The 23,691-nt window shown below is 60.5% G+C and carries 16 protein-coding genes and 1 tRNA gene; 9 read left to right on the top strand and 8 right to left on the bottom strand.

All coding sequences use genetic code 11. The annotated features are described in order from the left end of the window. Positions 1-16 precede the first annotated feature (16 nt). Both G5287_RS14770 and G5287_RS14765 read right to left on the bottom strand, forming a co-directional pair. The gene (locus G5287_RS14770) at positions 17-199 is read right to left on the bottom strand and encodes a hypothetical protein (RefSeq protein WP_216952195.1); all 183 of its coding nucleotides are present in this window, start codon (positions 197-199) and stop codon (positions 17-19) included. 143 nt (positions 200-342) lie between these two features. Further along, positions 343-2,253, bottom strand: a complete 1,911-nt coding sequence (locus tag G5287_RS14765) for a methyl-accepting chemotaxis protein (RefSeq protein ID WP_227341831.1) — start codon at positions 2,251-2,253, stop codon at positions 343-345. Positions 2,254-2,487: 234 nt separating this feature from the next. Between G5287_RS14765 and G5287_RS14760 the strand changes: the two genes are divergently transcribed. Then, on the top strand, positions 2,488-4,743 hold the full coding sequence (locus G5287_RS14760) for a patatin-like phospholipase family protein (RefSeq protein ID WP_227342969.1): 2,256 nt from the start codon (positions 2,488-2,490) through the stop codon (positions 4,741-4,743). A gap of 229 nt (positions 4,744-4,972) precedes the next feature. Next, the gene (gene acnB, locus G5287_RS14755) at positions 4,973-7,570 is read left to right on the top strand and encodes a bifunctional aconitate hydratase 2/2-methylisocitrate dehydratase (RefSeq protein ID WP_005355080.1); all 2,598 of its coding nucleotides are present in this window, start codon (positions 4,973-4,975) and stop codon (positions 7,568-7,570) included. A 107-nt stretch (positions 7,571-7,677) separates the two neighbouring features. Here acnB and G5287_RS14750 read toward each other — a convergent pair whose 3' ends face one another. Next, the gene (locus G5287_RS14750; protein ID WP_216954456.1) at positions 7,678-10,095 is read right to left on the bottom strand and encodes a GH92 family glycosyl hydrolase; all 2,418 of its coding nucleotides are present in this window, start codon (positions 10,093-10,095) and stop codon (positions 7,678-7,680) included. A gap of 577 nt (positions 10,096-10,672) precedes the next feature. Between G5287_RS14750 and G5287_RS14745 the strand changes: the two genes are divergently transcribed. The 3 genes from G5287_RS14745 to G5287_RS14735 all read left to right on the top strand — a co-directional run bounded on the left by G5287_RS14745 (position 10,673) and on the right by G5287_RS14735 (position 14,965). Further along, positions 10,673-12,259 (top strand): EAL domain-containing protein, encoded by a 1,587-nt coding sequence (locus G5287_RS14745; protein WP_005355079.1) that lies wholly within the window; start codon positions 10,673-10,675, stop codon positions 12,257-12,259. A 162-nt stretch (positions 12,260-12,421) separates the two neighbouring features. Next, the gene (locus G5287_RS14740; protein ID WP_421231502.1) at positions 12,422-13,828 is read left to right on the top strand and encodes a D-arabinono-1,4-lactone oxidase; all 1,407 of its coding nucleotides are present in this window, start codon (positions 12,422-12,424) and stop codon (positions 13,826-13,828) included. A gap of 9 nt (positions 13,829-13,837) precedes the next feature. After that, the gene (locus tag G5287_RS14735) at positions 13,838-14,965 is read left to right on the top strand and encodes a CobW family GTP-binding protein (protein ID WP_180342834.1); all 1,128 of its coding nucleotides are present in this window, start codon (positions 13,838-13,840) and stop codon (positions 14,963-14,965) included. On the opposite strand, the gene G5287_RS14730 is transcribed toward G5287_RS14735, so the two are convergent. Together G5287_RS14730 and G5287_RS14725 are read right to left on the bottom strand one after the other, a co-directional pair. Continuing rightward, a complete protein-coding gene (locus G5287_RS14730; protein WP_139405172.1) occupies positions 14,950-18,057 on the bottom strand; it encodes an efflux RND transporter permease subunit in 3,108 nt (1,035 codons plus the stop codon). The genes G5287_RS14735 and G5287_RS14730 overlap by 16 nt on opposite strands. Beyond that, positions 18,054-19,154, bottom strand: a complete 1,101-nt coding sequence (locus G5287_RS14725; RefSeq protein ID WP_103252349.1) for an efflux RND transporter periplasmic adaptor subunit — start codon at positions 19,152-19,154, stop codon at positions 18,054-18,056. The genes G5287_RS14730 and G5287_RS14725 overlap by 4 nt, the downstream gene beginning before the upstream one ends. Before the next feature lie 90 nt (positions 19,155-19,244). Here G5287_RS14725 and G5287_RS14720 point away from each other — a divergent pair, with 90 nt between their 5' ends. Beyond that, the gene (locus G5287_RS14720; RefSeq protein WP_042053556.1) at positions 19,245-19,853 is read left to right on the top strand and encodes a TetR/AcrR family transcriptional regulator; all 609 of its coding nucleotides are present in this window, start codon (positions 19,245-19,247) and stop codon (positions 19,851-19,853) included. Between the two features lie 11 nt (positions 19,854-19,864). Then, positions 19,865-21,280: a multidrug transporter subunit MdtD gene (gene mdtD, locus G5287_RS14715; protein ID WP_139740549.1), complete on the top strand. Its 1,416-nt coding sequence runs from the start codon at positions 19,865-19,867 to the stop codon at positions 21,278-21,280. On the opposite strand, the gene G5287_RS14710 is transcribed toward mdtD, so the two are convergent. The 3 genes from G5287_RS14710 to folB all read right to left on the bottom strand — a co-directional run bounded on the left by G5287_RS14710 (position 21,252) and on the right by folB (position 22,747). Beyond that, entirely contained in the window at positions 21,252-21,740 is a 489-nt protein-coding gene (locus tag G5287_RS14710) for a YbaK/EbsC family protein (RefSeq protein ID WP_021231262.1), read from the bottom strand. The two genes, mdtD and G5287_RS14710, sit on opposite strands and share 29 nt — an antisense overlap. A gap of 126 nt (positions 21,741-21,866) precedes the next feature. Beyond that, complete coding sequence (gene folK / locus G5287_RS14705) at positions 21,867-22,376, bottom strand: 2-amino-4-hydroxy-6-hydroxymethyldihydropteridine diphosphokinase (protein WP_107684303.1); 510 nt, start codon at positions 22,374-22,376, stop codon at positions 21,867-21,869. Further along, positions 22,376-22,747 (bottom strand): dihydroneopterin aldolase, encoded by a 372-nt coding sequence (folB, locus tag G5287_RS14700; protein ID WP_042053564.1) that lies wholly within the window; start codon positions 22,745-22,747, stop codon positions 22,376-22,378. The genes folK and folB overlap by 1 nt, the downstream gene beginning before the upstream one ends. Positions 22,748-22,904: 157 nt before the next feature. Here folB and plsY point away from each other — a divergent pair, with 157 nt between their 5' ends. Then, the gene (gene plsY, locus G5287_RS14695; RefSeq protein WP_421172493.1) at positions 22,905-23,567 is read left to right on the top strand and encodes a glycerol-3-phosphate 1-O-acyltransferase PlsY; all 663 of its coding nucleotides are present in this window, start codon (positions 22,905-22,907) and stop codon (positions 23,565-23,567) included. A 47-nt stretch (positions 23,568-23,614) separates the two neighbouring features. Beyond that, a tRNA-Phe gene (locus G5287_RS14690) sits at positions 23,615-23,690 on the top strand. Position 23,691: the final 1 nt, after the last annotated feature.

Here is a 23,691-nt window from a genome sequence, read left to right as displayed (position 1 = left end):
GGGTTTGGCTAAGAGGTTAGCAGCGCCCCTTCTTGGCCTGACCGGGCGGGCAGAAGGTGCCATAACCGCCACCACTGCCGTCACTGACCCGGATCCGGGTATCGTCTACGCTCACGTCGGCGCCGTGTACCCGCACCGGCCCGTTGCTGCAGGCGCTGAGCACTCCTCCCAGCAACACCATCACTATCAGTTTGCCCATAACTCCTCCTCATATTTCCCTGATTATGAGGCATTTCGAGAGCCGCATAACGGCGGTTGAATGGCCGTGCGTCACCGTTTGCCGTGGCTATGACAGAGGGTGCCGCAGCGCCCTCTGGTGAGTCTTCATAAGTGGGATGCAGACTACAGCCGGAAGTTGCCAACCAGCTTGTCCAGCTGACCGGAGAGCTGCTGCAGGCTGCGGCTCGATTCGGTCAGCTGGTGGGCGATATCGGCGGTCTCCATGGTGAGCTGGTTGATATCTTCCACGTTGCGGTTGATCTCGCCGACCACGCTGGACTGCTCCTCGGTGGCGGTGGCGACCTGGATATTCATGTCGTTGATCTGGGTGATGTGCGCGGTGATCTGTCCGAGGGCTGCGTTGGCCTCATCGGCCTGGCTCACTACCTCCAGACTCTGGTTGCGCCCCTGCGCCATGGCGCTGACCGCGCGGGCACTCTGCTCCTGCAAGCGGTTGATCATCCCCTGGATCTCGGCGGTCGAGGCGGCGGAGCGGTTGGCGAGGTTACGCACTTCATCTGCTACCACGGCGAAACCGCGACCCTGTTCACCGGCGCGAGCGGCCTCGATGGCGGCGTTCAATGCCAGCAGGTTGGTCTGCTCCGAGATGCTGCGGATGGTTTCGAGGATACTGCCGATGGAGTCGGTCTGGCTCGCCAGCGACTCGATAACCCCTGCCACCTGCTCAATCTCGCCGGAGAGGTCGACGATGCCGTGGCGCGCCTGCGCCACCACTACCGCACCCGCATCGGCCTGATCGTTGGCCTGTCTGGCTACTTCGGCTGCCAGCGAAGCGTTACCGGCGATCTCGCTCACCGTGGCCCCCATTTCGTGGATAGCGGTGGCCACCTGCACGGTGCGGTCACGCTGGGCAGTACAGTTGTGCTGGGTCAGCTGCGCCTTGTTGGCCACCTCGTTGGCGGTGGCCGCGAGCTGGCGGGAGTTCTCCGCTACCTGCTCGATGGAGCCGTGGATCTTGGCGACGAAGTTGTTGAAGCCGGTGGCGACCTGACTCAGCTCGTCACGTCCTTCCACCTTGAGGCGCTGGGTAAGATCCCCATCGCCGCTGCCCAGCTCCTTGAACAGGCGGGCCAGCTCGTTGAGCGGGCGGCTGACCGAGCCTGCCAACAGCATCCCCATCAGCCCCATGGCCAGCGCAATCACCAGCGAAATCATCAGGATCTCGTTGCGGGTCTGATCCAGTTCGGCATAGATCTCGGCTTCTGGCACCTGGGCCACCAGATACCAGTCGAGCAGCGGGATATAGCTGCTGGCCAGTACCATGGGCTCGCCATTTACCTCGGCGTTGATGACGGCAAAGGGGCGTTTGGCCAGCAGGCTGCCTGTATCACCGCTGGCAATGTTGCTAAGGGTATCACGCTCGATACGGTTGGCCTCGGGGTGCAGCTTCACCTTGCCGCTGCCATCGACCATAAAGACGATGCCGCTCTCTTCCAGCCGGAAGTTGGAAACCATGGTCACCATGGTATCGAGGGATTTGGCAAAGCCGGCCAGCCCGCGCCCGTTGAGCTGCTGGAAGTTGACGAACAGCTTCACCTCGCCGTTGCTCTCGCGGAAGATGCTGAGGGTCATCTCCTTCTGGCTCTTGGTGTAGTCATAGAACCAGGCGTCCTGCGCTGGGGTCAGGTTGCGCAGAAAGCCATCCTGGTTGTAGTAGGCTGCGGTCTGGCGATCGGCGAAGGAGGCGGTCACCAGACCATACTGGTTGGCCACATCCTTGAGCTGGTTGATGAGGATCGGCTCCTGCTCTTTGGGCATGCCCCGATCCACCCAGTCGAGAATGAAGCGGTCGGTGGCCAGTTGGCGGGCGGCCTGGGCGATGCCGTGGAGATCCTGTTCAATCTCCTTGCTGATCCGCTGGGTCAGGTTGGGGAGCTCCTGCTCGAACATCCGGTTTTCGATCAGTTGCTGGGCCGAGCGTTGACTGAAGTAGCCTACCAGCAGGCAGGAGACGACCACGGCCAGGGTGACCGTGGCCAGTATTTTCTGTTTAAGAGTGAGGGTTGCCAGCATAAAGGTGCTCAAAAGGTTGAGATTGACGACGCTCATATTAGCGGCAGCGCGGCGCTACCCATGAGGCTTGCAGCCCTTTATTTGCGGATTACGTTTGCGCTCACAGGGGCGGCGACTCGCCCCTTCGCCATGCAGCACAGGCGGGAGGCGGATTGACGGTTGCGCTAACTGCCGGGCCCCTTATAGTAGAGGCCATCCTTGGTGACTGACCCTCTGAATAATATGGAAAATATGATGCGCAGCTTAGGTGCGGGATGGACCCGTCTGCTTTTGGTGATGCTGGCGGCCTGCCCGCTGCTGGCTGTGGCGGCACAGGGGGAGCGCCCGAAAATTGCGGTGGTGCTCAGCGGCGGCGGTGCCAAGGGATCGGCCCATATCGGCATCCTCAAGGTGCTGGAGCAGAAACGGATTCCGGTCGACATCATAGTCGGCACCAGCATGGGCTCTTATGTGGCGGGGATGTACGCCATGGGGCTCAGTGCCGAGGAGGTGGAGCGCACTACCCTGGCCATCGACTGGAACAAGGGCTATCAGGACAAGGTGGGCCGCGACGAGCTGTCGTTGCGTAAAAAGCAGCAGAACGAGCAGTATCAGCTGCGCACCGATATCGGGGTGAATGGCGACACCACCCAGCTGCCGGACGGTTTTTTCCAGGGCCAATCCATGGCCAGCCTGCTGCGGGGGGCCACCTCCAACCTGCCGGTACAGGAGAGCTTCGACGATCTCCCCATTCCCTACCGCGCCATGGCGACCGACATGGAGACGGTCACCCCCTTTGTGCTGGATCACGGCAGCCTGGCCAAGGCAATGCAGGCCTCCATGTCCATTCCCGGTGCCCTCAAGCCGGTGGAGTGGGAGGGGCACATCCTGGCGGACGGCGGTAGCGTCAACAACATGCCGGTGGATGTCGCCAAGGCAATGGGGGCCGACGTGGTGATCGCGGTGGATATCGGTGCCAAGCTGCGTACCCGTGAATCACTCAAGTCAGGGTTGGCGATGATCGACCAGCTCACCACCTACATGACCCAGGTGGGTACCGACAAGCAGAAGGCGCTGATGGGGCCGAAAGACATACTGATCGCTCCCGAGTTTGGCGATATGGGGATCGCCGACTTTGCCCGCATGCCGGAGGGGATCAAAATGGGTGAGGCGGCGGCGTACAAGGCGTCGCTGCAACTCGATAAGCTGTCGCTCACCAAGGCGCAGTACAACGCCTATCGCAACCAGAAGCTGAGCCGCCGTGCCGAGCGAAGTGGTCAACCCGCCTACTTCATCGACAAGGTGGAGATCATCAACAAGTCGCGCCTCTCCGACGAGACGGTGCACGCCATGCTGAAGGTTCGGCCGGACAAGATCCAGACCAACGAGAGTCTGGAGGCTGGCATTCGCCGCCTCTATGCGCTGGAGTCGTTTGACCGCATCACCTATGAAGTGGAGGAGCGCGATGGGGAGAACGTGCTGGTAGTGGATGCCAGCGAGAAGAACTGGGGGCCTGGTTACCTCAACTTCCAGTTCGGTTTCACCGATGACTTCGAGAATACCTCCAACTACAACGTCGGCATGTCCTACACCCTCACCAACGTCAACGAGTGGGGGGCCGAGTGGTTGACCGAGGCATCACTGGGCACGGCCAAACATATCAAGACCGACTTCTATACACCGCTGGAGCCCTCCCAGACCTTCTATGGCGAGGCGAGCCTGGCCTATGACCAGACCCAGAGAAGCCTCTTTAATCCGGATCCGGACGAACCGATATTTACCTATCTCGATACCGAGTACTCCTTCTTCAGCGCCGATCTGGCGGTCGGCTGGAATCGTCAGCCCTGGAGCCGCCTGTCTATGGGGCTGGAAGGGCAGACGGGCAGTATCGAGATCAAAAACTTCAAAGAGCTGCAAGGGGATGCCACGGCGTGGGGCCCCTATGTCCGCTTTGAACACGACAATCTGGATAGCCGCTATTTCCCCTATCAGGGGGTGAAGTGGGATATGAAACTGGGCCACTCCCACGTCAGTGTGGATGGACTCGAGTCGGCAGATGGCCGCAGTGAAGGCTGGAATTATCAACTCTCCATGATCAAGCCCTGGTCATGGGACAGGCACAGCCTCAACCTGATCCTCGAAGGGGGTGGCTCGGGCAGTGAAGAGGTGGTGCCACTGCATATTCAGGATCTGGGCGGGCTGTTCCGCCTCTCAGGTTTCCAGCGCTACCAGCTGAGCGGTCGCTACAGCCTGTTTGGTGGCCTGCGTTACATCTATCGGGTGGCAGACAATGACTTCGGTGCCCTCAAGATGCCGCTCTATCTGGGCGGATCTCTGGAGCAGGGCGGGGTCTGGAACAAGGGGGAGGATATCAGTCTGGAGAGCTCGTTTACCGCCGGGTCGGTTTATGTCGGGGTGGAGAGCTTCCTCGGCCCTGTGTTCCTCGGCTACGGCATGGCGGAGGGGGGCAATGACGTCTTCTATCTGCAATTGGGCAGTACGTTCGAATAATGCCGAAATGATGCAAATTTGTTAACTCTGGTTGAGGGCGTTCAATTAATTTTCAAAAAACACCAGTCTGTTTAATTGGTTACGATTTTGTGGTGAATAAGCAAACAGGGTTTGGATTTTAATTAGTCGTTAAAACTTATATAGTGGGGAGCACCCTACGGGGTGTCCCGCAAGGACGATCGCCGCGAGCCTGGGCGAACCCCAAAAAAAGACCAAAGAGGAATTAGTCGTGCTTGAAACATATCGTAAACACGTCGCAGAACGTGCCGCCGAGGGCGTGGTTGCCAAACCTCTGGATGCAGAGCAGGTCGCCGCCCTGGTTGAGCTGCTCAAGAACCCGCCCGCTGGCGAAGAAGACTTTCTGAAAGAGCTGTTGTCCTCCCGTATTCCCCCCGGTGTTGATGAAGCGGCCTATGTCAAAGCCGGTTTCCTCACCGCCGTCGCCAAGGGCGAAGCCCACTCTCCCATCCTGACTGCCGCCGAAGCCGTTGAACTGCTGGGCACCATGCAGGGTGGTTACAACATTCAACCGCTGATCGACCTGCTGGATCACGCCACCCTGGCGCCGCTTGCCGCCAAGGGGCTCTCCCACACCCTGCTGATGTTTGACTCCTTCCACGACGTGGAAGAGAAGGCCAAGGCGGGCAATGTCCACGCCAAACAGGTGATGCAGTCCTGGGCTGATGCCGAATGGTTCCTCTCCCGCCCGGAGCTGGCCGAGAAGATCACCGTCACCGTGTTCAAGGTGACTGGCGAAACCAACACCGACGACCTCTCTCCGGCACCGGACGCCTGGTCCCGCCCGGACATTCCGCTGCACGCGCTGGCGATGCTGAAAAACGCCCGTCCCGGCATTACCCCGGACAAGGATGGCGCCGTCGGCCCCATCAAGACCATCGATGCCCTGAAAGAGAAAGGCTTCCCGCTGGCCTATGTGGGTGACGTGGTCGGTACCGGTTCTTCCCGTAAATCCGCCACCAACTCGGTGCTCTGGTTTATGGGTGACGACATTCCGTTCGTGCCGAACAAGCGCGCTGGCGGTGTCTGTCTGGGTGGCAAGATTGCCCCGATCTTCTTCAACACCATGGAAGATGCCGGCGCACTCCCTATCGAAGTGGACGTCTCCAAGCTGGAAATGGGCGATGTGATCGACATCTACCCCTATGCCGGCAAGATCTGCAAACACGGCACCGAACAGGTGCTGGCGCAGTTTGAACTGAAAACCGACGTGCTGATCGACGAAGTGCGCGCCGGTGGCCGTATCCCGCTGATCATCGGCCGCGGCCTGACCGACAAGGCCCGCGAAGCGCTGGGGCTGCCGTTCTCTACCGTATTCCGTCGCCCGCAGCCGGTGGCCGATACCGGTAAAGGCTTCACCCTGGCCCAGAAGATGGTGGGCAAGGCGTGCGGCGTGAAGGGCATTCGCCCGGGCACTTACTGCGAGCCCAAGATGACTACGGTCGGCTCCCAGGACACCACGGGCCCGATGACCCGCGACGAGCTCAAAGATCTGGCCTGCCTCGGCTTCTCCGCCGATCTGACCATGCAGTCCTTCTGCCACACAGCGGCCTATCCCAAGCCCATCGACGTACAGACCCACCACACCCTCCCGGACTTCATCATGAACCGCGGCGGTGTGAGCTTGCGTCCGGGTGATGGCGTCATCCACTCCTGGCTGAACCGCATGCTGCTGCCGGATACCGTGGGTACCGGTGGTGACTCCCACACCCGTTTCCCCATCGGCATCTCCTTCCCGGCGGGCTCCGGTCTGGTGGCTTTCGCCGCCGCTACCGGCGTGATGCCGCTGGACATGCCGGAATCCGTGCTGGTGCGCTTCAAGGGCGAGCTGCAGCCGGGCATCACCCTGCGTGATCTGGTCCATGCCATCCCCTACGCCGCCATCCAGAAAGGGCTGCTGACCGTCGAGAAAGCGGGCAAGAAGAACATCTTCTCCGGTCGCATCCTCGAGATCGAAGGTCTGCCGACCCTGAAAGTGGAACAGGCATTCGAACTGGCGGACGCCAGCGCCGAGCGCTCCGCTGCCGGTTGCACCATCAAGCTGGATAAAGAGCCGATTATCGAGTATCTGAAGTCCAACATCGTGATGCTGAAATGGATGCTCTCCGAAGGCTACGGTGACGTGCGCACCATCACCCGTCGCATCAAGGGGATGGAAGAGTGGCTGGCCAACCCGACCCTGATGGAAGCGGACAAGGATGCCGAGTACGCCGAAATCATCGAGATCGATCTGGCCACCATCAAGGAGCCGATCCTGTGTGCGCCGAACGATCCGGACGATGCCCGTCTGCTGAGCGACGTGGCTGGCGACAAGATCGACGAGGTGTTCATCGGTTCCTGTATGACCAACATCGGTCACTTCCGTGCCGCCGGCAAACTGCTCGAGAAGTATCAGGGCGAGCTGCCGACCCGTATGTGGATCGCACCGCCCACCAAGATGGACAAGGATCAGCTGACCGAAGAGGGCTACTACGGCATCTTTGGTCGCGTCGGTGCCCGCATCGAGATCCCGGGCTGCTCCCTCTGCATGGGCAACCAGGCGCGGGTAGCGGAAGGGGCCTCCGTGGTTTCTACCTCCACCCGTAACTTCCCGAACCGTCTGGGTAAAGGTGCCAACGTCTATCTGGCCTCAGCAGAGCTGGCCGCCGTTGCCGCCATCCTCGGCAAGATCCCGACCGTGGCGGAGTACCTGCAGTACGCCAAGGCGCTCGATGCCACTGCGGCAGATACTTACCGCTACCTCAACTTCAACGAGATCGCCTCCTACACCAAGAAGGCCGATGCGGTGATCCTGCAACAAGCTGTCTGAGTGAATGGCAGAGAGAGCCCTTTCAGGGGCTCTGTGTAGGCCAATAAAAATGCCGCGTAGCTACGCGGCATTTTTCATTTATGGGGATCTTGCATTCATACGGACGGTTAGAGTCGGGTCATCGCCTCTCTCTTGTCACCAGTCATAACGAAGTGAAGTTCCCCTCCGGCCCTGATCTCGCTGTGCTCGAAGGTCAGATCCCCCGATAGCGGCTTGTCGTTGATGGTGACAGACTTCACGTACTTGTTGTGAGGGCTGTTGTTGTCGGCGGTGATCCTGAAGGTCCCGTCCTTCACCGCGATCGTCACCTCATCGAACAGTGGGCGGCCGATGCTGTAGTGCAGGGAGGCAGGGGTCACCTGATAGAACCCCATGGCCGACATGATGTACCAGGCTGACATCTGCCCCACGTCTTCGTTGCCGATCAGGCCCGTTGGCTTGGTGGTATAGAACTCGTTCATGATCCGATCGAGATACTCCTGAGTTTTCCACGGTTCATCGGTCATGTTGTAGAGGTAGGGGATATGGTGGGATGGTTCATTGCCATGCATGTACTGGCCGATATAGCCAGTCAGATCAGGCAAGACCTCCCCGGTGTTTGATGAGCGGGCATTGAATAGTTCATCGAGATCCTCGCGCAGACCCTTTTCTCCACCCACTTCCTGTTTGAGCCACTGGAAGGCATGCAGTGGCTGGAATTTCCATTGCCAGCTGTTGCCCTCGGTGTAGGCGAACTCGTCCACATAGTAGGGATCAAACGGCAATAGCGGACAGACGCGCATCTCTACGCTGGTACCATCCGGCTTGTTGACCATTTCCAGCTTGCAGTCAGGTGATTTTTCATCGACTGGCTGATTGAATTGACTTGCCGGGCGGTGCGGGTTCCAGCTGTCAGGGTGGTTTTTGGGGCGGAAGAAACCAGTCTTGGCATCCCAGTGGTACAGGTAGTTGTCCGAGCGTTTGAGAAACTCCTGCTGAACCTTGTTGTTGCCCGCCATACGAGCGATTTCCGAGAGAGCCCAGTCACCATAGGCAAACTCCAGAGTGTAGGAGGCGGAGTTCCAATATCCCCAGTGTACATAGCCGTTCTGCTCATAAACCTCGAGCTGGGCAATGCTGGCTGCGCCGATGTTTTGGTCTTCGGTCCAGTCGGGGAACTCCTCCTTTTTGTGATAGCGAGCGGTAAATTCGGCAGCCTCCAACGCCTCCTGGGGATCCACATTCAGGCCCTTGGCCATGGCATCCGCGATGATGGAGATAGCAGGAAAGCCTATCATGGTGCCTGTGTAGTGACCGTGCAGCTCCCACTTGGGCAGAATGCCGCCATCTTTGTACTTGCGGATCAGGTCGTTGACATACTCCTCTGCTTTGCGGGGATTGATGATGGTCTGCAGCGGATGCTGGGCCCGGAAGGTGTCCCACATGGAGTAGACGGAGTAGTTGGGGATGGCCCCGGCATCCTTGATCTCCTGAGTGCGCATGGCGCGGTACTTGCCATCCACATCCTGGAAGATCATCGGTGCAATTTGAGAGTGATACATGGCGGTGTAGAAGATCTCTTTTTGAGTCTGAGTGCCCCCCCTCACTTTCACTTTTTCCAGCTCGCCATGCCAAGCCTGCTGGTTGCTGGCTACCTGCTCCTCGAAACCCCAACCCGGCACCTCGGTTTCCAGATTTTTCTGTGCCCCTTCAACCCCGGTGGGGGAGATCCCGACCTTCAGCTCGAGTGGTTGTTCACTGGGGCTGAAAGTCAGATATGCGATGGTTTTAGTTCCCCTGAATGCATCCTGTGTCAAGGTCGTTTCGGTTGTTACGCCATCGACAACGATGCTGGCTTTGACCACTGGCTGGCTGAATTTTGCGTAGAAATAGATGTGCTGGTTATTGGCCCAGCCATCCGAACTGCGCTTGCCGCGAATGGTGTATTCATCGACAAACTCGATATCACCAATAGTGGTACGATTACCCCAGCTCTTATTCAGGGTATGATCAAGGTCGATTTTAATTGCAGGGGTGCTGCCTTTGGTGAAGGTATATTTGTGATATCCAACCCGGGCTGACGTTGTTAACTCTGCCTTGATTTTTCCATTGTTAAGAATGACGGAGTAGTAGCCCGCCTCTGCTTGTTCATTGGATTTGTCAAATGTGTTGTAAGTAGTGTCGTTTTTATCGGTAAACGGCAAAACTAGAATATCACCAAGATCAGTAATGCCAGTGCCTGACAAATGGGTGTGAGAGAAGCCATAAACTGGAATATCTGATCGCTTGCCATGGTCAAAATAACCTGCCGCAGAGCCCCACCCCTCCATCTCTGTATCAGGGGAGAGCTGCACCAGCCCACCCGGGTAGACGGCTCCTGGAAAGGTATGGCCATCTGCACCGGTGCCGATCAATGGGTTTATATACCGGATGAGCGATTTATCAGGTGTCGGACGAACGTTGTCAGAAATGGTGGTCGAATCACTATCACAGCCAGATAGTGCTATGGTGAGAGCTATGACCAGTGGCGTTAGTTTACTTTTCATGACCTGACTCCTTGGCAAGGTTATATCATTTATGATTGTGCAATATCTTTCTTCGCCAATATTTGGCAACGGTTGATGTGGTTATGGATAGGATTCCAATATCTACAGGTGAGTTTAATGGTTGGCAAATATCATCATTTGATGTTCTTTGTTTTGGTGAGTTGATATTAAGAGTATGTTGATTGAACGAGTAGATTAATTATGTTGCATTTACTGGATTATTATGACGGTTATTCAGTAGTGTGAATTAGATCACCAATGCTATTCAGGAAGGTTTTTCTAGGTTATTTCCAACTGGCAGAGTGAACCTTTCCGGCAAGTAGTTAACCTTTGCTGCGGGACGGTTGGGAAATGGATTGCAAGAGCAGAAGATGCGTCAGATGAGTTTGAACCGTTCGGGGCCTTTTGCTGCAGCGTTCATTCCTGAGTAAACCTTATAGTTCGTTTTATACACGCTTTACGTTATGTTGTCTGGTTATGACCGGTCGCGAAAATAGTGCTTTGCTATCGGTGTGAGTTAACTTCTTTTTTCTTTGGCTTGTGCGGGCTGGCCCGACGAATTGCGGCGTGGTTCTTTATGTTTCTGTTCAGGATCGATCTCTCCCGAACCGGGTTACGCTTCGGCGGTGCCTTGCTGGTCTTTACCCTGCCGCTGCTGGTGGGAGCTTGGCTCATCCACAGCAATTATGTGCAGGAGCTGAAAGCGGAATCCAGCGCCTCGGCCCACAAGGCCAGAACCCTGATGGAGTCGATGCTGGATCATGCGGAGCAGGCCAATCGCTCCGTGCTGCCCTTGGTGAATGCTCCCTGTCGCGACAACCTGCTGGTGCTGCGCAAGAAGGTCGCCATCGAGCCTTTCCTGCGTTCGGTCAATCTGGTGCGAAACGGCATCATCAATTGCACTTCGCTGTTTGGTGAGGCCAATGATGCCGATGACGGCTCCATTTACACTGGCCGCAAGCTGCTGCTGATGAGTGGCAACCGGGTGCGGCAAAATCACCCGCTGCTGGTGGTGCGCACCGAACAGGGGAAGGATGCCGCCTTGAGCGCCATCGACAGTACCCAGCTCAGCTTCATGCTCTCCATGAGCGGAAAATCCAGTGCGCTCTATCTGCAGGTGGGATCGGCCTGGCTCAATGAGTCTGGCCGCTATCTGAGCGAGGCGCCCACCCTCCATCGCGGGATCAGCCAGGCCCTCACATCATCCCATTATCCTTTCACCATCCATGCCGGTTATGCCATGCCGGTCTACTGGAAGTCGCTGTGGGCCGCGCGGCATGTGGCGCTGTCGTGGCTGGCGGTTTCCTCGCTTTTGCTGGCCTGGCTGGTGTGGTGGGTGCTGGGGCGGCCCGGCTCGCCAACAGATGAGTTGCGACGTGCCCTGCGGGCCAGGGAGTTTGTTCCCTATCTGCAGCCGCTGATTGCCAGCCACGACGGCAAGATGATGGGCGCCGAGGTGCTGATGCGCTGGGAACATGTCAATGAAGGGGTGATCCGGCCCGATCTCTTTATTCCCCAAGCGGAGGAGTCGGGACTGATCGTTCCCATGACCACCCATATCATGAAACAGGTGGCGACAAGGTTGAACCGCTCTCAGGAGCAGTTGCCCGACGGGTTTCATATCAGCTTCAACATCAGCGCCGCCCATTGTCACGATTTTGCCCTGCTGGCCGAGTGCCGCGCCTTTCTCGGTCACTTCCTCCCCGGCAAGGTGGTACTGGTGCTGGAGCTGACCGAGCGGGAGCTGTTGATGTCAGATCCCCAGACCCTCTCCCTGTTCCGCCAGCTGGACGAGATGGGGGTCAAACTCGCCATCGACGACTTTGGTACCGGCCACTCCAGCCTGGCTTACCTGCAGCAGTTCCATGTGGATTACCTCAAGATCGACAAATCCTTTATCGCCCGCATCGGTACCGAGTCGCTCTCGGAACATATCGTGGATAACGTGATCGATCTGGCGACCCGGCTCGGTCTGGCGCTGGTGGCGGAAGGGGTGGAGAGCGAGCGTCAGGCTGACTACCTCAGGGCCAAAGGGGTCGACTATCTGCAGGGATACCTGTTTGCCCGCCCCATGCCGCTGCGCCAGTTTTGCGAGGAGCTGCTGCCGGAAGAGGCACAAACCCGCCAGCCAGATGGGGTGCGAGGCATCCCGAACGCGACCTGATCTATCGGTGACAGACGGGCGGCCACGCCCCCCTCTGGCAGGGTAGGGGAGTGCTCTCTCCCTATCCCCCCTCGACTGCAGGGGCTTGTTTTTCATGCCTTGCGGCTCGCTTTTCGGTAGAATCAGCGCTCATTTTGACGTCAGTAAAAGATGAGGCGCGGTATGACGGTTCAGTTCCAGGCATTTCACAGCATCAAGGCGATCGGTAATCGGGAGGTGCTGTTCAACTGGTCGAGAACCAATCCCCTCGGGGCGCTGGATCAGCTGTGGCGCCCGAAAACCCGCGACGAGTTGCAAATGTTGCTGCGGGAACACCCCGAGCGCAAGCTGCGCCTTATCGGCTCCGGCCTCTCCTTCGAACCCATCCACAGCGTCTATGCCGAGGGCAGTCAGGCACTGCTGGTGGACTTGCACCACCTGCGCGGCCAGCTGGCGAAAACGGCCGATACCGTGACCTATCAGGCGGGTACGCCGCTCGATACCGTCTATGCCGAGCTGATCGCCATGGAGCGGATGCTGCCCGCATCCCCGGGCGTTATCGGCATCCAGACCCTGGGCGGCGCCCTCAGCACCGGCACCCACGGTCAGGGGCTGCACCAGTCTGCCCTCTGCGATGCGGTGGAGGCCCTGACCGTGATGCTGGCCAATGGCGACATCATCCGGGTGGATCGCACCGATCCGCGCTTCGGCGCCTTCGTGATGGGGATGGGGATGCTCGGCATCCTGCTAGACGTCACCCTGCGTACCGTGCCCAACCGCATCATGCGCTGCACCAAGTTCACCACCGATTACCCCTTCCTCCTGGAGCACAACGAGCGGCTCAACCGCGAGCACGGCTTTGTGAAGAGCTGGTGGTTTGCCTGGACCGGTGAGAGCCACATCTGGCTGGTGGATCCCGCCTCTGATGAGGAGGTTGCCCGCTATCGCGCCGGTGGCAGCGAGCCGCTGCTGCTGGATGGCGATATCGACGCCCGCATGAACGCTGCTCTTAATGCCACTATCGACGCCACCATGCAGAAGATGGCCAAAGACACCAAGGATGAGGCGCTGGCTGGCGAGCACTTCGAGACGGTGCGTCGTTTCAAGGATGCCTCCGATCTGGTGGGCAACGTCTACCAGATCCTCTGCAAGGGGATCCCGGCCCCCCAGATCAACTGCGAGGTGGCGGTACCGCTGCATCGGATGAACGAGGCGCTGGAGACCCTGCAGGCGTGGCAGGAGGCCAATCCGGGCGTGCTGCACTATCCCTTTATCCTGCGTTGTACCGGCCCTTCCGAGGCTTGGCTCAGCGCCGCTTACGGCCAGCCGGTCTGCTGGATCGGTTTTCTGGTCTATCTGGCGGCGGACGGCACCTTCGTCAACGGCTCCATGGAGCAGATGCGCGAGCTGCAGCAACTTCTGGCGCCCCTTGGCGGCATCCCCCACTTCGGCAAGCATCTGGCGATGGATCTCTACGACTTCCCGGCCCTGCTGCCGCGTTGGAACGACTTCGTGGCGTTGAAAGCCGAGCTCGACCCCCACGGCCGCTTTGAAAACCGCTGGCTCAGCGACCTGTTTGCCAACCGGTAAGGATCTGATATGACCGATATGCAAGATACCCGTATCCCAGTGACCCTGCTGACCGGCTTTCTCGGTAGCGGCAAGACCACCTTGCTCAACCACTGGGTCAAGCAGCCGGAGCTCGGTGAGTGCGCCGTGCTGATCAACGAGTTCGGCTCGGTGGGGCTGGATCACCATCTGGTGCAACAGGTGGATGAGCAGGTGATGCTGCTCGACTCCGGCTGCATCTGCTGCTCGGTGCAGGGCTCTTTGGTGGAGGCGTTGCAGGGGCTCTTTATGAAGGCCATCCAGCGCAAGATCAAACCGTTCAAGCGGCTGATTATCGAGACCACTGGTCTGGCAGATCCGGCCCCCGTGCTATTTACCCTGCGCGAAGAGGGCTTTATCGCCCAGCGCTACCGCTTCGATGGCACCGTCACCGTGGTGGATGCCGGCCATATCGAGCAGCAGTTGGCGGCTCAATATGAAGCGGTGAAACAGGTGGCGCTGGCGGATCTGCTGGTGGTGAGCAAGGGGGATCTGGTGGATGGCGAACAGCTGGCACGGGTCGAAGCCCAGCTGGCGGCCCTCAATCCGGCGGCCCCGATCGAGCGGGTGACCAATGGCGAGCTGTCGCCCAAGGTGCTGGAGAAGCTCGGCGCCTACAACGAAGCGGCGGGGCGCGATGTACGCCAGCTGCTGGCCTGGCTGCGCACCGAATCCCCCAGGCAGGGGCTGGCGTCACCCATGCAGCCGAAGATGCAACCGTTCGCCGCCAAGGTGGGCACAGCTGCGTCCACCCACTTCGAGCACGGCAACATCGAGAGTTTCTCCCTGCGCATCGGCGAGCCGCTCAAACCCTCTCGTTTGCTGGCCGCAATCGATGCGGTGCAGGCCCAATACGGCGATGCCCTGCTGCGCCTCAAGGGGATCTTGCAGCTGGAAGGGGAGAGCCAGCCGGTGGTGATCCACGGCGTCCACGGCCAGCTCTATCCGCTGCAGGCGCTGGGCGACTGGCCGGAGGGCAAGGCCCAGTCCCGACTGGTGTTTATCGTGAAAAGTCAGGACAAGGCCGGTATCGAGCAGCTCTTTATGGCGACCCTCAAGGCCCCCGAGCCCACCCTGGAAGAGCGTCTCAAAGCCATGCTGGGTCAGCCCGACAACTGATCTTGCGCGTTGCAGCTCTCCTGTACCGGGTCAGGACGGCGGCGGTTGAACAGCACAAACGCCACCGGCACAAAGTAGAACGAGAGCAGGGTCGCCAGCGCTGTGCCACCGGCGATGGCGATGGCAAAGGGGGGCCAGAAGCCGCCGCCCCCCAGCAATAGCGGGATGAAGCCGCCCACCGTGGTGATGGTGGTCGAGACGATGTGGCGGCTGCAACCGGCCACCAGATCGCGGATCTGCGGCAGATTGCCCTGTTGTGCCAGCGGGTCTGCCTTCAGCTCGGCCAGAATGACGATGGCGGCGTTGATGGCCAGCCCCATCAGTCCCAGCAGGGCGATGATCACCGTAAACCCGAAGGGGTACCCCAGTAGCCAGACCCACAGCAGCCCGAGCCCAGCCGACTGGATCGCCACCAGGGTGACGATGCCTGCCAGCCGGAACGAGTTGAAGCTGAGCACCAGCACGGCCACCAGCAGCACGGCGACCAGGCTGACGTGCGCCATCAGATTGCCCACCGATTCATCCCGCTTGGCGGCTTCCCCACCAAACTCCAGTCGATAACCCTGCGGCAACGCCAGCGCCTTGGCGGCCAGCCTCTCTTTGACCTGCTCCAGCACGGTTTGCGGCAGTACGCCGACCGCCAGATAGGCCTCCAGCACATTGACCCGCTCACCATCCCGACGGCTGATCTCCCCCCAGCTTGGCAGCAGCTCGGGAGTGGCAAGTGCCCGCAAGGTGAGATTGGCAGCCCCTTGCTGGCCGGTGCCGGTGAGCGATAGCGGCACATTGAGCAGCGCATCCGGATCCTGACGCAAGGGCTCGGCCAGTCGCACCCGAACCGGAATTGACTCGGTGCCTTCCAGCACAGTGCCGCCCAACCTGCCATCCAGTGCTCCAGCCAGCCGGGAGGCCACATCGGTCAGGCTCATGCCTGCCAGTCGGGCGGCCTCCTCATCGACCTGCAACCAGAGTTTGGGGGCCCCTGCCTGCAAGGTGGCGCGGGTCTGCACCACTGCCGGGGTATTGGCGAGCAGACTGCGCAGCTCCTCTCCCAGACGGTGTAGTTGTTCAAGGTCGGGGCCAAACAGCCGCAGCTCGACCGGGGCATTGAAAGGCGGCCCCTGCTCCAGCTTGCGCACCAGGATCTGCGCTTCGGGAAATGTTGCATCGAGCCGCTGCTGCAGTTGTGGAATGAGCCGCTCGGCGGCATCGGCATCCTGCAGGGTGATCATCCCCTGAGCGTAATCGGCCCGCCCCTGTTTTCTGGGCACCAGGTTGTAGTAGAAGCTGGGGGCGTTGTCGCCCACCACCCAATCCTGACGAACCAGCTCGGGGAGGCTGGCCAGCTCGGCGGAGATCCCCAGTGCCAGCTCGCGGGTGCGCGTCAGGCTCGCCTGTGGGGAGAGGCTGGCCTCGATGTGGATCATGTCCCGGTCGGCAGGGGGAAAGAACTGTTCGGTGAGGCGGCCCGCCACCCAGAAACCGAGCAGGGGCAGCAGACTGACCAACAGCAGGGTTCGCCAGGGGTGAGCCAGCGCCATGGCGATGCTCTGCTGGAAACGGGCACTCACCCGGGGCAGGTGCAAGCCATCCTGATACCAGCGTCCCCCCTGGTCACTGCCAATCCAGCGGGCTGCGAGGCCAGCCACCAGGGTGTGGGCGATGAGGTAGGATCCCAGCAGCGAACAGATCACCGCCCAGGCGATGCCGCCGACAAACTCGCCCGCCGGGCCCGGCATCAGAATGATCGGCATAAAGGCGAGCATGGTGGTGAGGGTGGAGCCCAGCAGTGGCAGCCAGAGGTGGCCGATGGCTTCCAGTGCGGCGGCACTCATGGCCATGCCGTGGCGGCGCTGATACTGCACCCGATCCGCCATGACGATGGCGTTGTCCACCATGATCCCGAGCGCCACCACCAGCCCAGTGACCGACATCTGGTGAATGGGCAGATTGATCAGGTTCATGCAGGCGAATGAGAACGCCACGGTAAGCGGCAGCGACAGGGCCACGATAATGGCAGCCTTGACCCCCAAGGTCACCAGCAGCACGGCCACTATGATGAGGAAGCCCTGCACAATGTTGATGAGCAGGGTGTCGAGCCGCTGATCGGTATAACGCTGCTGATCGAAGCTGGTGACGAGGCCGATATTATCCGGCAAGTCCTGTTGCAGCTGGGCCAGCATGGTATCGACCCTGGCCGACCAGAGGTCGATGCGGTGATCCTGTGCCATCCGTAGGCCGACCACCACGGCCCGCTCACCATTGGCAAAGGCCAGCTGGCTCTCCGGCTGGTGCAGGGTTCGTCTTACCTCGGCCAGATCGCCAAGGCGCAGGGTCTGGCCCTGCTCGCCAGTACGCAGCGGGATCTGGCGGATCCGCTCCAGGGTATCGAGGGCACCGCGGATCTCTACCTGAAAGCGATTGTGGCTGCCCTGCAACTCCCCGGCGGCCACTTTGGCATCGGCACCACTCAGCGTCTGGGCAAGCTGTTCGCCACTCATGCCGCTGGCACTGAGGGCGAGGGGATCGAACCGTACCTCGATCTCCTCCTGCGGTGCCCCGACCCGCTCGACGTATTCGGTACCCGGCAGCTGGCGAGCCCGGCGTTCCAGCTCGGCGCTGTAGCGGGCGAGGCGATCCAGCTGCGGCTGGCCCGGCCCGCGCCAGACCACATTGACCAGCCGGGTGAAGGGGTAGCCCTTCTCGTCATCCAGCTTGGGGGCACTGGCGCCGGCTGGCAGTCCGGCGGCGAGATCTGCCAGCCGGTCACGGACTCTGGACCAGACAGGCTCGACATCGCTGACCTCATCCTTGAGCTCCAGATTGATGATGGAGAGACCGGGGCGAGAGCTCGACTCGATCAGCTTGATCTCGCTCTGGGCCCGCAGCCGGTTCTCGATGGGCTCGCTCACCAGCGCCTCCACCCGCTCGGCGCTGGCCCCGGGGAAGTGGGTAACCACGCTGGCAAAACGGCTGGTGAGCTGGGGATCTTCGGTTCTGGGCAGAGTCTGCAATGCCGCAAGGGCGGCCGTCAGCAGCAGCGCGACCGTCAACAGCAGCAGGCGGCCATTCTCGATAAACGGGCGGATCATGACTGTGGCTCCGGATGGCCTGCCTGATGCTCCACGCTGGTTGTCCGGGTGACCTGCTGGCCCGGTACCAGTTTATGCAGGCCATCGGTCACCAGCTGTTCCTGTCCGTTCAGGGCACCACTGATCCAGGCCCGCTCGCCATCTTGCTGCAGCAGAGTGACGTCCCGACTGACCACCCGGGGTGGCGTTTCGTCGTTGAGCAGATAGAGGGTCCAGCTGCCGCGCAATCCCTGGGTCAGTGCGGTGAGCGGCACCTCGTAAGCGCGGGTGGGCTCGCGGGTCTGATGCAACAGGGTGATCAGTTGCCCTTCTGCCAGTTGTTCGCCGCCCCGGGTCAGCTGGAAGCGGGCGGTGCGGGTGTGGGTCTGCCCGTCCACTTGTACCCCCAGATTAAGCAGGCGCCCCTCCAGTGATTGCGCACCGCTTTGCAGGGGGTAGTTTTGGCCGACGATCAGGGACTCGGCCTGTTTCACCGGCACGCCGATATCGGCCTCCCACTGGCCGCTGCGGGTCAGGGAGAAGAGAGGCTGGCCTGCGGCCACCACGGCCCCCAATGCCTGCTCGCGGCTGACTACGATCCCGTTGAAGGGGGCGCGCAGCTGTGATTTCTCCTGTTTGACCCGGTTGGCTTCGAGGGCGGCGGCCAGCTGGTTGGCACTTGCCTCCAGCATGCGGACTTTGCCTTGCTGTTCATCCAGCGCCTGACGGGAGCTGAACTGCTGCTGGCGCAGGGCGGTGAGCCGGTCGAGCGTCTGTCGGGCAAGGGTCAGCTCGGCCTCGTTCTGGGCGGCCCGGGCAGCCAGCTCTTTGGCTTCCACTGCCAGCAGCCGGGTATCCAGTGTGGCCAGCAGTTCGCCAGCCGCGACCGGCTCTCCGCGTCCCTTGTGCAGGGTAGCGATCCGCCCTGCCAGCTCGAAACCTATCTGGCTGTGCTCGGGAGCGATCACCCGGCCATTGAAGCGGTGCAGCACCGGGTAGTGATCGCTGGCTTGCAGCGGCTGGGCGATCACCCGGGTCAGGGCGGGTGTTTCTTCTGACTCTGTGACCGGGCTGCAGCCACTCAGTAACAGCGCCAGCAGGATTAAGCAAAGTGTCATGACATCATCCTCTGGTTGACATAACATCAAATCACACCGGTGAGTCTAGTTTTTCGAAACTAGACTGTCCAGTTTGATTGTGGAGGAAAAATGAACATTTCACCCCGTAGTCAGCAGAAGCGGGCTGCGATCCTTGATGCTGCCGGGCGGCTCTTCTGTCAGCACGGTCTGCATCTGGTCAGCATGGACATGGTGGCCAGTGAAGCGGGCGTCTCCAAGCAGACGGTCTACAGCCATTTTGCCAACAAGGAGTCGTTGTTTGCCGAAGCGGTGGGCAGCAAGTGCGTCAGCAGCGAGCTGATGCCGGAGGTGTTGCTGCGTGGCAACAATGTGCGGGAGAGCCTGATTGCCTTTGGTCGCAGCTTTCGCAAGTTGATCCTGAGCGATGATGCCATCAATATCTTTCGCACCTGCATCAGCTGCAACGATGCCCAGCTGGCCACCCTTTTTTTCGAGGCGGGCCCGCTCTATGTGACCAATATGCTGTCCAACTGGCTGGAGCAGCAAAAGCAGCAAGGCCTGCTGTGCCATCAAGACAGCGAACAGGCTGCCTTGCAGCTGTTGCTGATGTGGCAGGGCAAGGAGCGCATGCTCCGTGAGCTGGGTCTGCCGTTGACCCAGAGCGCTGCCGAGCAGGATGCCTGGACCCTGAGTTGTGTCGATCTCTTCCTGACCGCCGCCGCTCCCCCGCAAAAATAATGGAGGTGGCAATGAGCCACACAGTGACAGATGCCCAGCGCAAGTGGCTGCCCCTGCTGGCGGCGGTCGGTTTCTTTATGCAGGCGCTGGATGGCACCATTCTCAACACCGCCCTGCCCAGCATGGCCGAGACCTTGGGAGAGAGCCCGCTGCAGATGCAGTCGGTGATCATCGCCTACATGTTGACGGTGGCGCTGCTGATCCCGGCCTCCGGCTGGCTGGCTGACAGATTCGGCACCCGCCGTATCTATCTGGCCGCCATCTCGCTCTTTACCCTCGGCTCGCTCGCCTGCGCCGCCTCCAATTCGCTCTCCATGCTGGTGGCCGCCCGGGTACTTCAGGGGATTGGCGGTGCGCTGCTGATGCCGGTGGGACGGTTGGCGGTGCTGCGGGTCTATGACAAGCACGAGCTGCTGCGGGTGATGTCGTTTGTCACCATCCCGGGGCTGCTCGGCCCGCTGATGGGGCCGGCGCTCGGTGGCTGGCTGGTGGAAGTGGCGAGCTGGCACTGGGTGTTTCTCATCAACCTGCCGGTGGGGTTGCTCGGCTTTATCGCCAGCTGGCACTTTATGCCGGAGCTGCGGCAGCAGACCGCCCGGTTCGATTGGCAGGGCTTTGTGATGTTCAGCGTCGGCATGGTGCTGGTGTCGGTCGGCTTGCAGGGGCTGGGGGAGCACAGCATCTCCACCGGTTGGGCGCTGTTTGCACTGATCTTCGGCTTGGCGGCGATGGCGAGCTACTGGCTCTATGCCGCCAATGCACCGCAGCCGCTCTTTAGCCTGAGCCTGTTCAAGACCGCCACCTTTGCCATCGGCATCTGGGGCAACCTGTTTGCCCGCCTCGGCAGCGGCGCCATGCCTTTCCTCACCCCGCTGTTTCTGCAGCTGGGGCTCGGCTTCTCCCCGAGCAAGGCGGGGATGACCATGATCCCCACCGTGATTGGCGCCATGCTGACCAAGACGCTGGTTAACAAGCTGATTCCGAAGGTGGGCTATCGCCGCATCCTGATCGGCAACACCCTGTTGCTGGGGGCGATGATCGCCAGCTTCTACTTTATCGACAACCAGCTCCCCTACGGGGTCTTGCTGGGCTGGCTGGCGATCTTCGGCGCCATCAACTCGCTGCAGTTCTCCGCCATGAATACTCTCACGCTGCAAGATCTCAGCCCGACCCTGGCCAGCAGTGGCAACGGTCTGCTCTCGGTGGTGATGCAGCTCTCCATGAGCTTGGGGGTGGCGATTGCCGCCAGCCTGCTCGGGCTCTTCTCGGCGGGTACCTCAGCGGGCACCTTAGTGGCCGAGGGCCAGTGGCTGGCCGGGTTCCATCTTACCTACCTCTGTGTCGGGTTGCTCTCCATGCTGGCGGCGCTGATCTTTGCCCAGCTGGCGCGCGATGGGGCTACGCCGTCGGGGCGGGCAGATAGCTGACTTGGCAGGGGAGCTGCGCCAGCACTTCGGCCAGATGCTCGGTCGCCAGCAGAAAGGTCTGCTCCGGGTGGCCCGGAGTCCAGGTGAAGGCGGTGTGGTTGAGTAGTTGCGGATCCACCAGTAGCGGAATATCGGCGCGGGGCAGGAAGGGGCAGACCGCTCCCGGCAGGCAGCCAATCTCCGCCTGCATCTCTTCGGCGGTGCAGATGGAGGGCTTGGCACCGAGTGCGGCCTTGACCGCCTTGTTGTCGAGCCGTCCGTCCCTGTGGGTCAGCAGCAGGGCGAAGCGGCCATCCTTGAACTTGAGAAACAGGGTCTTGCTGAACTCAGCCTGCCAGCCGAGGCGGGCCTTGACCTTTTCATCGGTGGCGTAGTCGAGAATAGGTTCATGCTCATAGCGCTGGTGGGGCAGTTCGGCCAGCAGCTGGCAGTTAAAGTGGTGAATGGTATCGAGTGGCATGGGGTTCTCCTGTAGTGGGCGCTATCCTGCCAGCCTCGCAGGGTCAGGCCCAATGACACTTTCTTATCCGTGATAAGCAACCCTGTCTGTGCAAACAACAAGGGCGCCGTGAGGCGCCCTTGCGGATCAGTGATGCTGCAATTCGCACGCTTCCCAGTGAAAGGGAATAGGGCACAGCTGCTGGGAGGCCTTGTCATAGGCTTGCCACAGCTCGCCCATGGTGCGGCCATCGACGGGGTGGCGCAGTTTGGGGGCCAGCTCGGCCAGTGGCCAGAGCACGAAGGCGTTGGTGAGCACTTCACCGCGCGGCAGCACCAGCGGGGTGTCGCAGACCAGATCGCCATAGAGCAGCAGATCGAGATCCAGGGTGCGCGGGGCGAACTTCTTGGCATCCGGCTCGCGGCCGTGGGCGAACTCCATGGCCCGCAGTCGCTGGCAGACGGTGGTCAGCGGCAGATCGGTCTCGGCAGCCGCCACCAGGTTGTAGAAGGGGCGGCCGTTGAAGCCGACCGCCTCGCTCTCGAATACCCGGGAGACCCGCAGCTCGCCAAACTCGGCGTGCAGGGCATCGAGCCCGGCGCGAATATGGCGCTCTCGCTCGATGTTGGAGCCGAGGCTGATATAGATGGTGGTCATCAGTTGCTGCTCGCAGTTGGTGTGCGATGGCGCAGGATCTCGACGCCGACCCCGGCGGCATTGGGCACGGCGCCCGGCTTGGTGAGGGTCACCTTGACCCACTGTACCCGCTCGTCGGCGAGCACCAGCATGGCAACCTGCTCGGCCATGGTCTCGACCAGCTCAACGACTTTGCCGGTGACATGCTCGCAAATCTTGTTGGAGAGGTCGGCATAATCCAGTGCCAGATTGATGTCGTCGGTTGCTGCCGCGGGGCGGTTGTCGAACCCCATCTCGAGGTCAAAACGGAGCTTTTGGCGAATGCCCTTCTCCCACTCATATACACCTATGGTGGTCAAAACTTCGAGTCCGCGAATAAACACCTTGTCCATGACTGTACTTCTTCTTTACTCTTGATGGGCTGTGATGACAGCGCAGGGATGCTGGCCGGGCAACAGGCTTGCCGAGGCGCTCTGGGTGGGCATGGGCCCATGCCAGCGTATGTGGCCCGCATCATACCCCATTCATATCGTGGTAAAAACGACCAAGATGACGGCCCTGACGATTTTGATGATTATTCTGGCCTACCTGGGTGGTTCTCTATCCAGTGCAGTGCTGGTTTCCCGCATCACGGGTCTGCCGGATCCCCGTGACCACGGCTCCCACAATCCGGGGGCTACCAATGTGCTGCGCCTCGGCGGCCGGATGGCGGCACTGGTGGTGTTGCTGCTCGATGTGCTCAAAGGGACGGTTCCCGTCTATCTCGCCTGGTATCTGCAGATCAAACCCGTCTACCTCGGCTTTATCGGGGTCGCCGCCTGTCTCGGCCATATGTACCCCCTCTTCTTTCATTTTCGTGGCGGCAAGGGGGTGGCGACGGCGCTCGGTACCATGCTGCCCATCGGCTTTACCATGGGGGGCGCCGTGATTGGCACCTGGCTGCTGGTGCTGCTGGTGAGCGGCTACTCCTCGCTGGCCTCCATCATTACCGTGCTGCTGACGCCGCTCTTTACCTACCTGCTCAAACCCGAATATACCCTGCCAGTCTCGCTGCTCTCCTGCCTTATCCTGCTCCGCCATCACGAGAACATCTCCCGCCTGCTCAAGGGGGAAGAACCCAGAGTCTGGGGGCGAAAACGTGCGGCCTGTGCCGAGGAAGTGGCAGAAATGGACGATGCTGCGCAAAAAAGAGACGAACGAGACAAAAAGTGAAATTTCCCGTTGACCATCCGCCTTAAAATCCGTTTAATAGCGCCCACGCCCAGATAGCTCAGTCGGTAGAGCAGGGGATTGAAAATCCCCGTGTCGGCGGTTCGATTCCGTCTCTGGGCACCAA

The sequence above is a fragment of the Aeromonas sp. 603079 genome (assembly GCF_049172135.1).
Lineage (GTDB): Bacteria > Pseudomonadota > Gammaproteobacteria > Enterobacterales > Aeromonadaceae > Aeromonas > Aeromonas veronii.
Note: the sequence above shows the minus strand (reverse complement) of the source record. Positions and strands in the feature narration are given on the sequence as shown.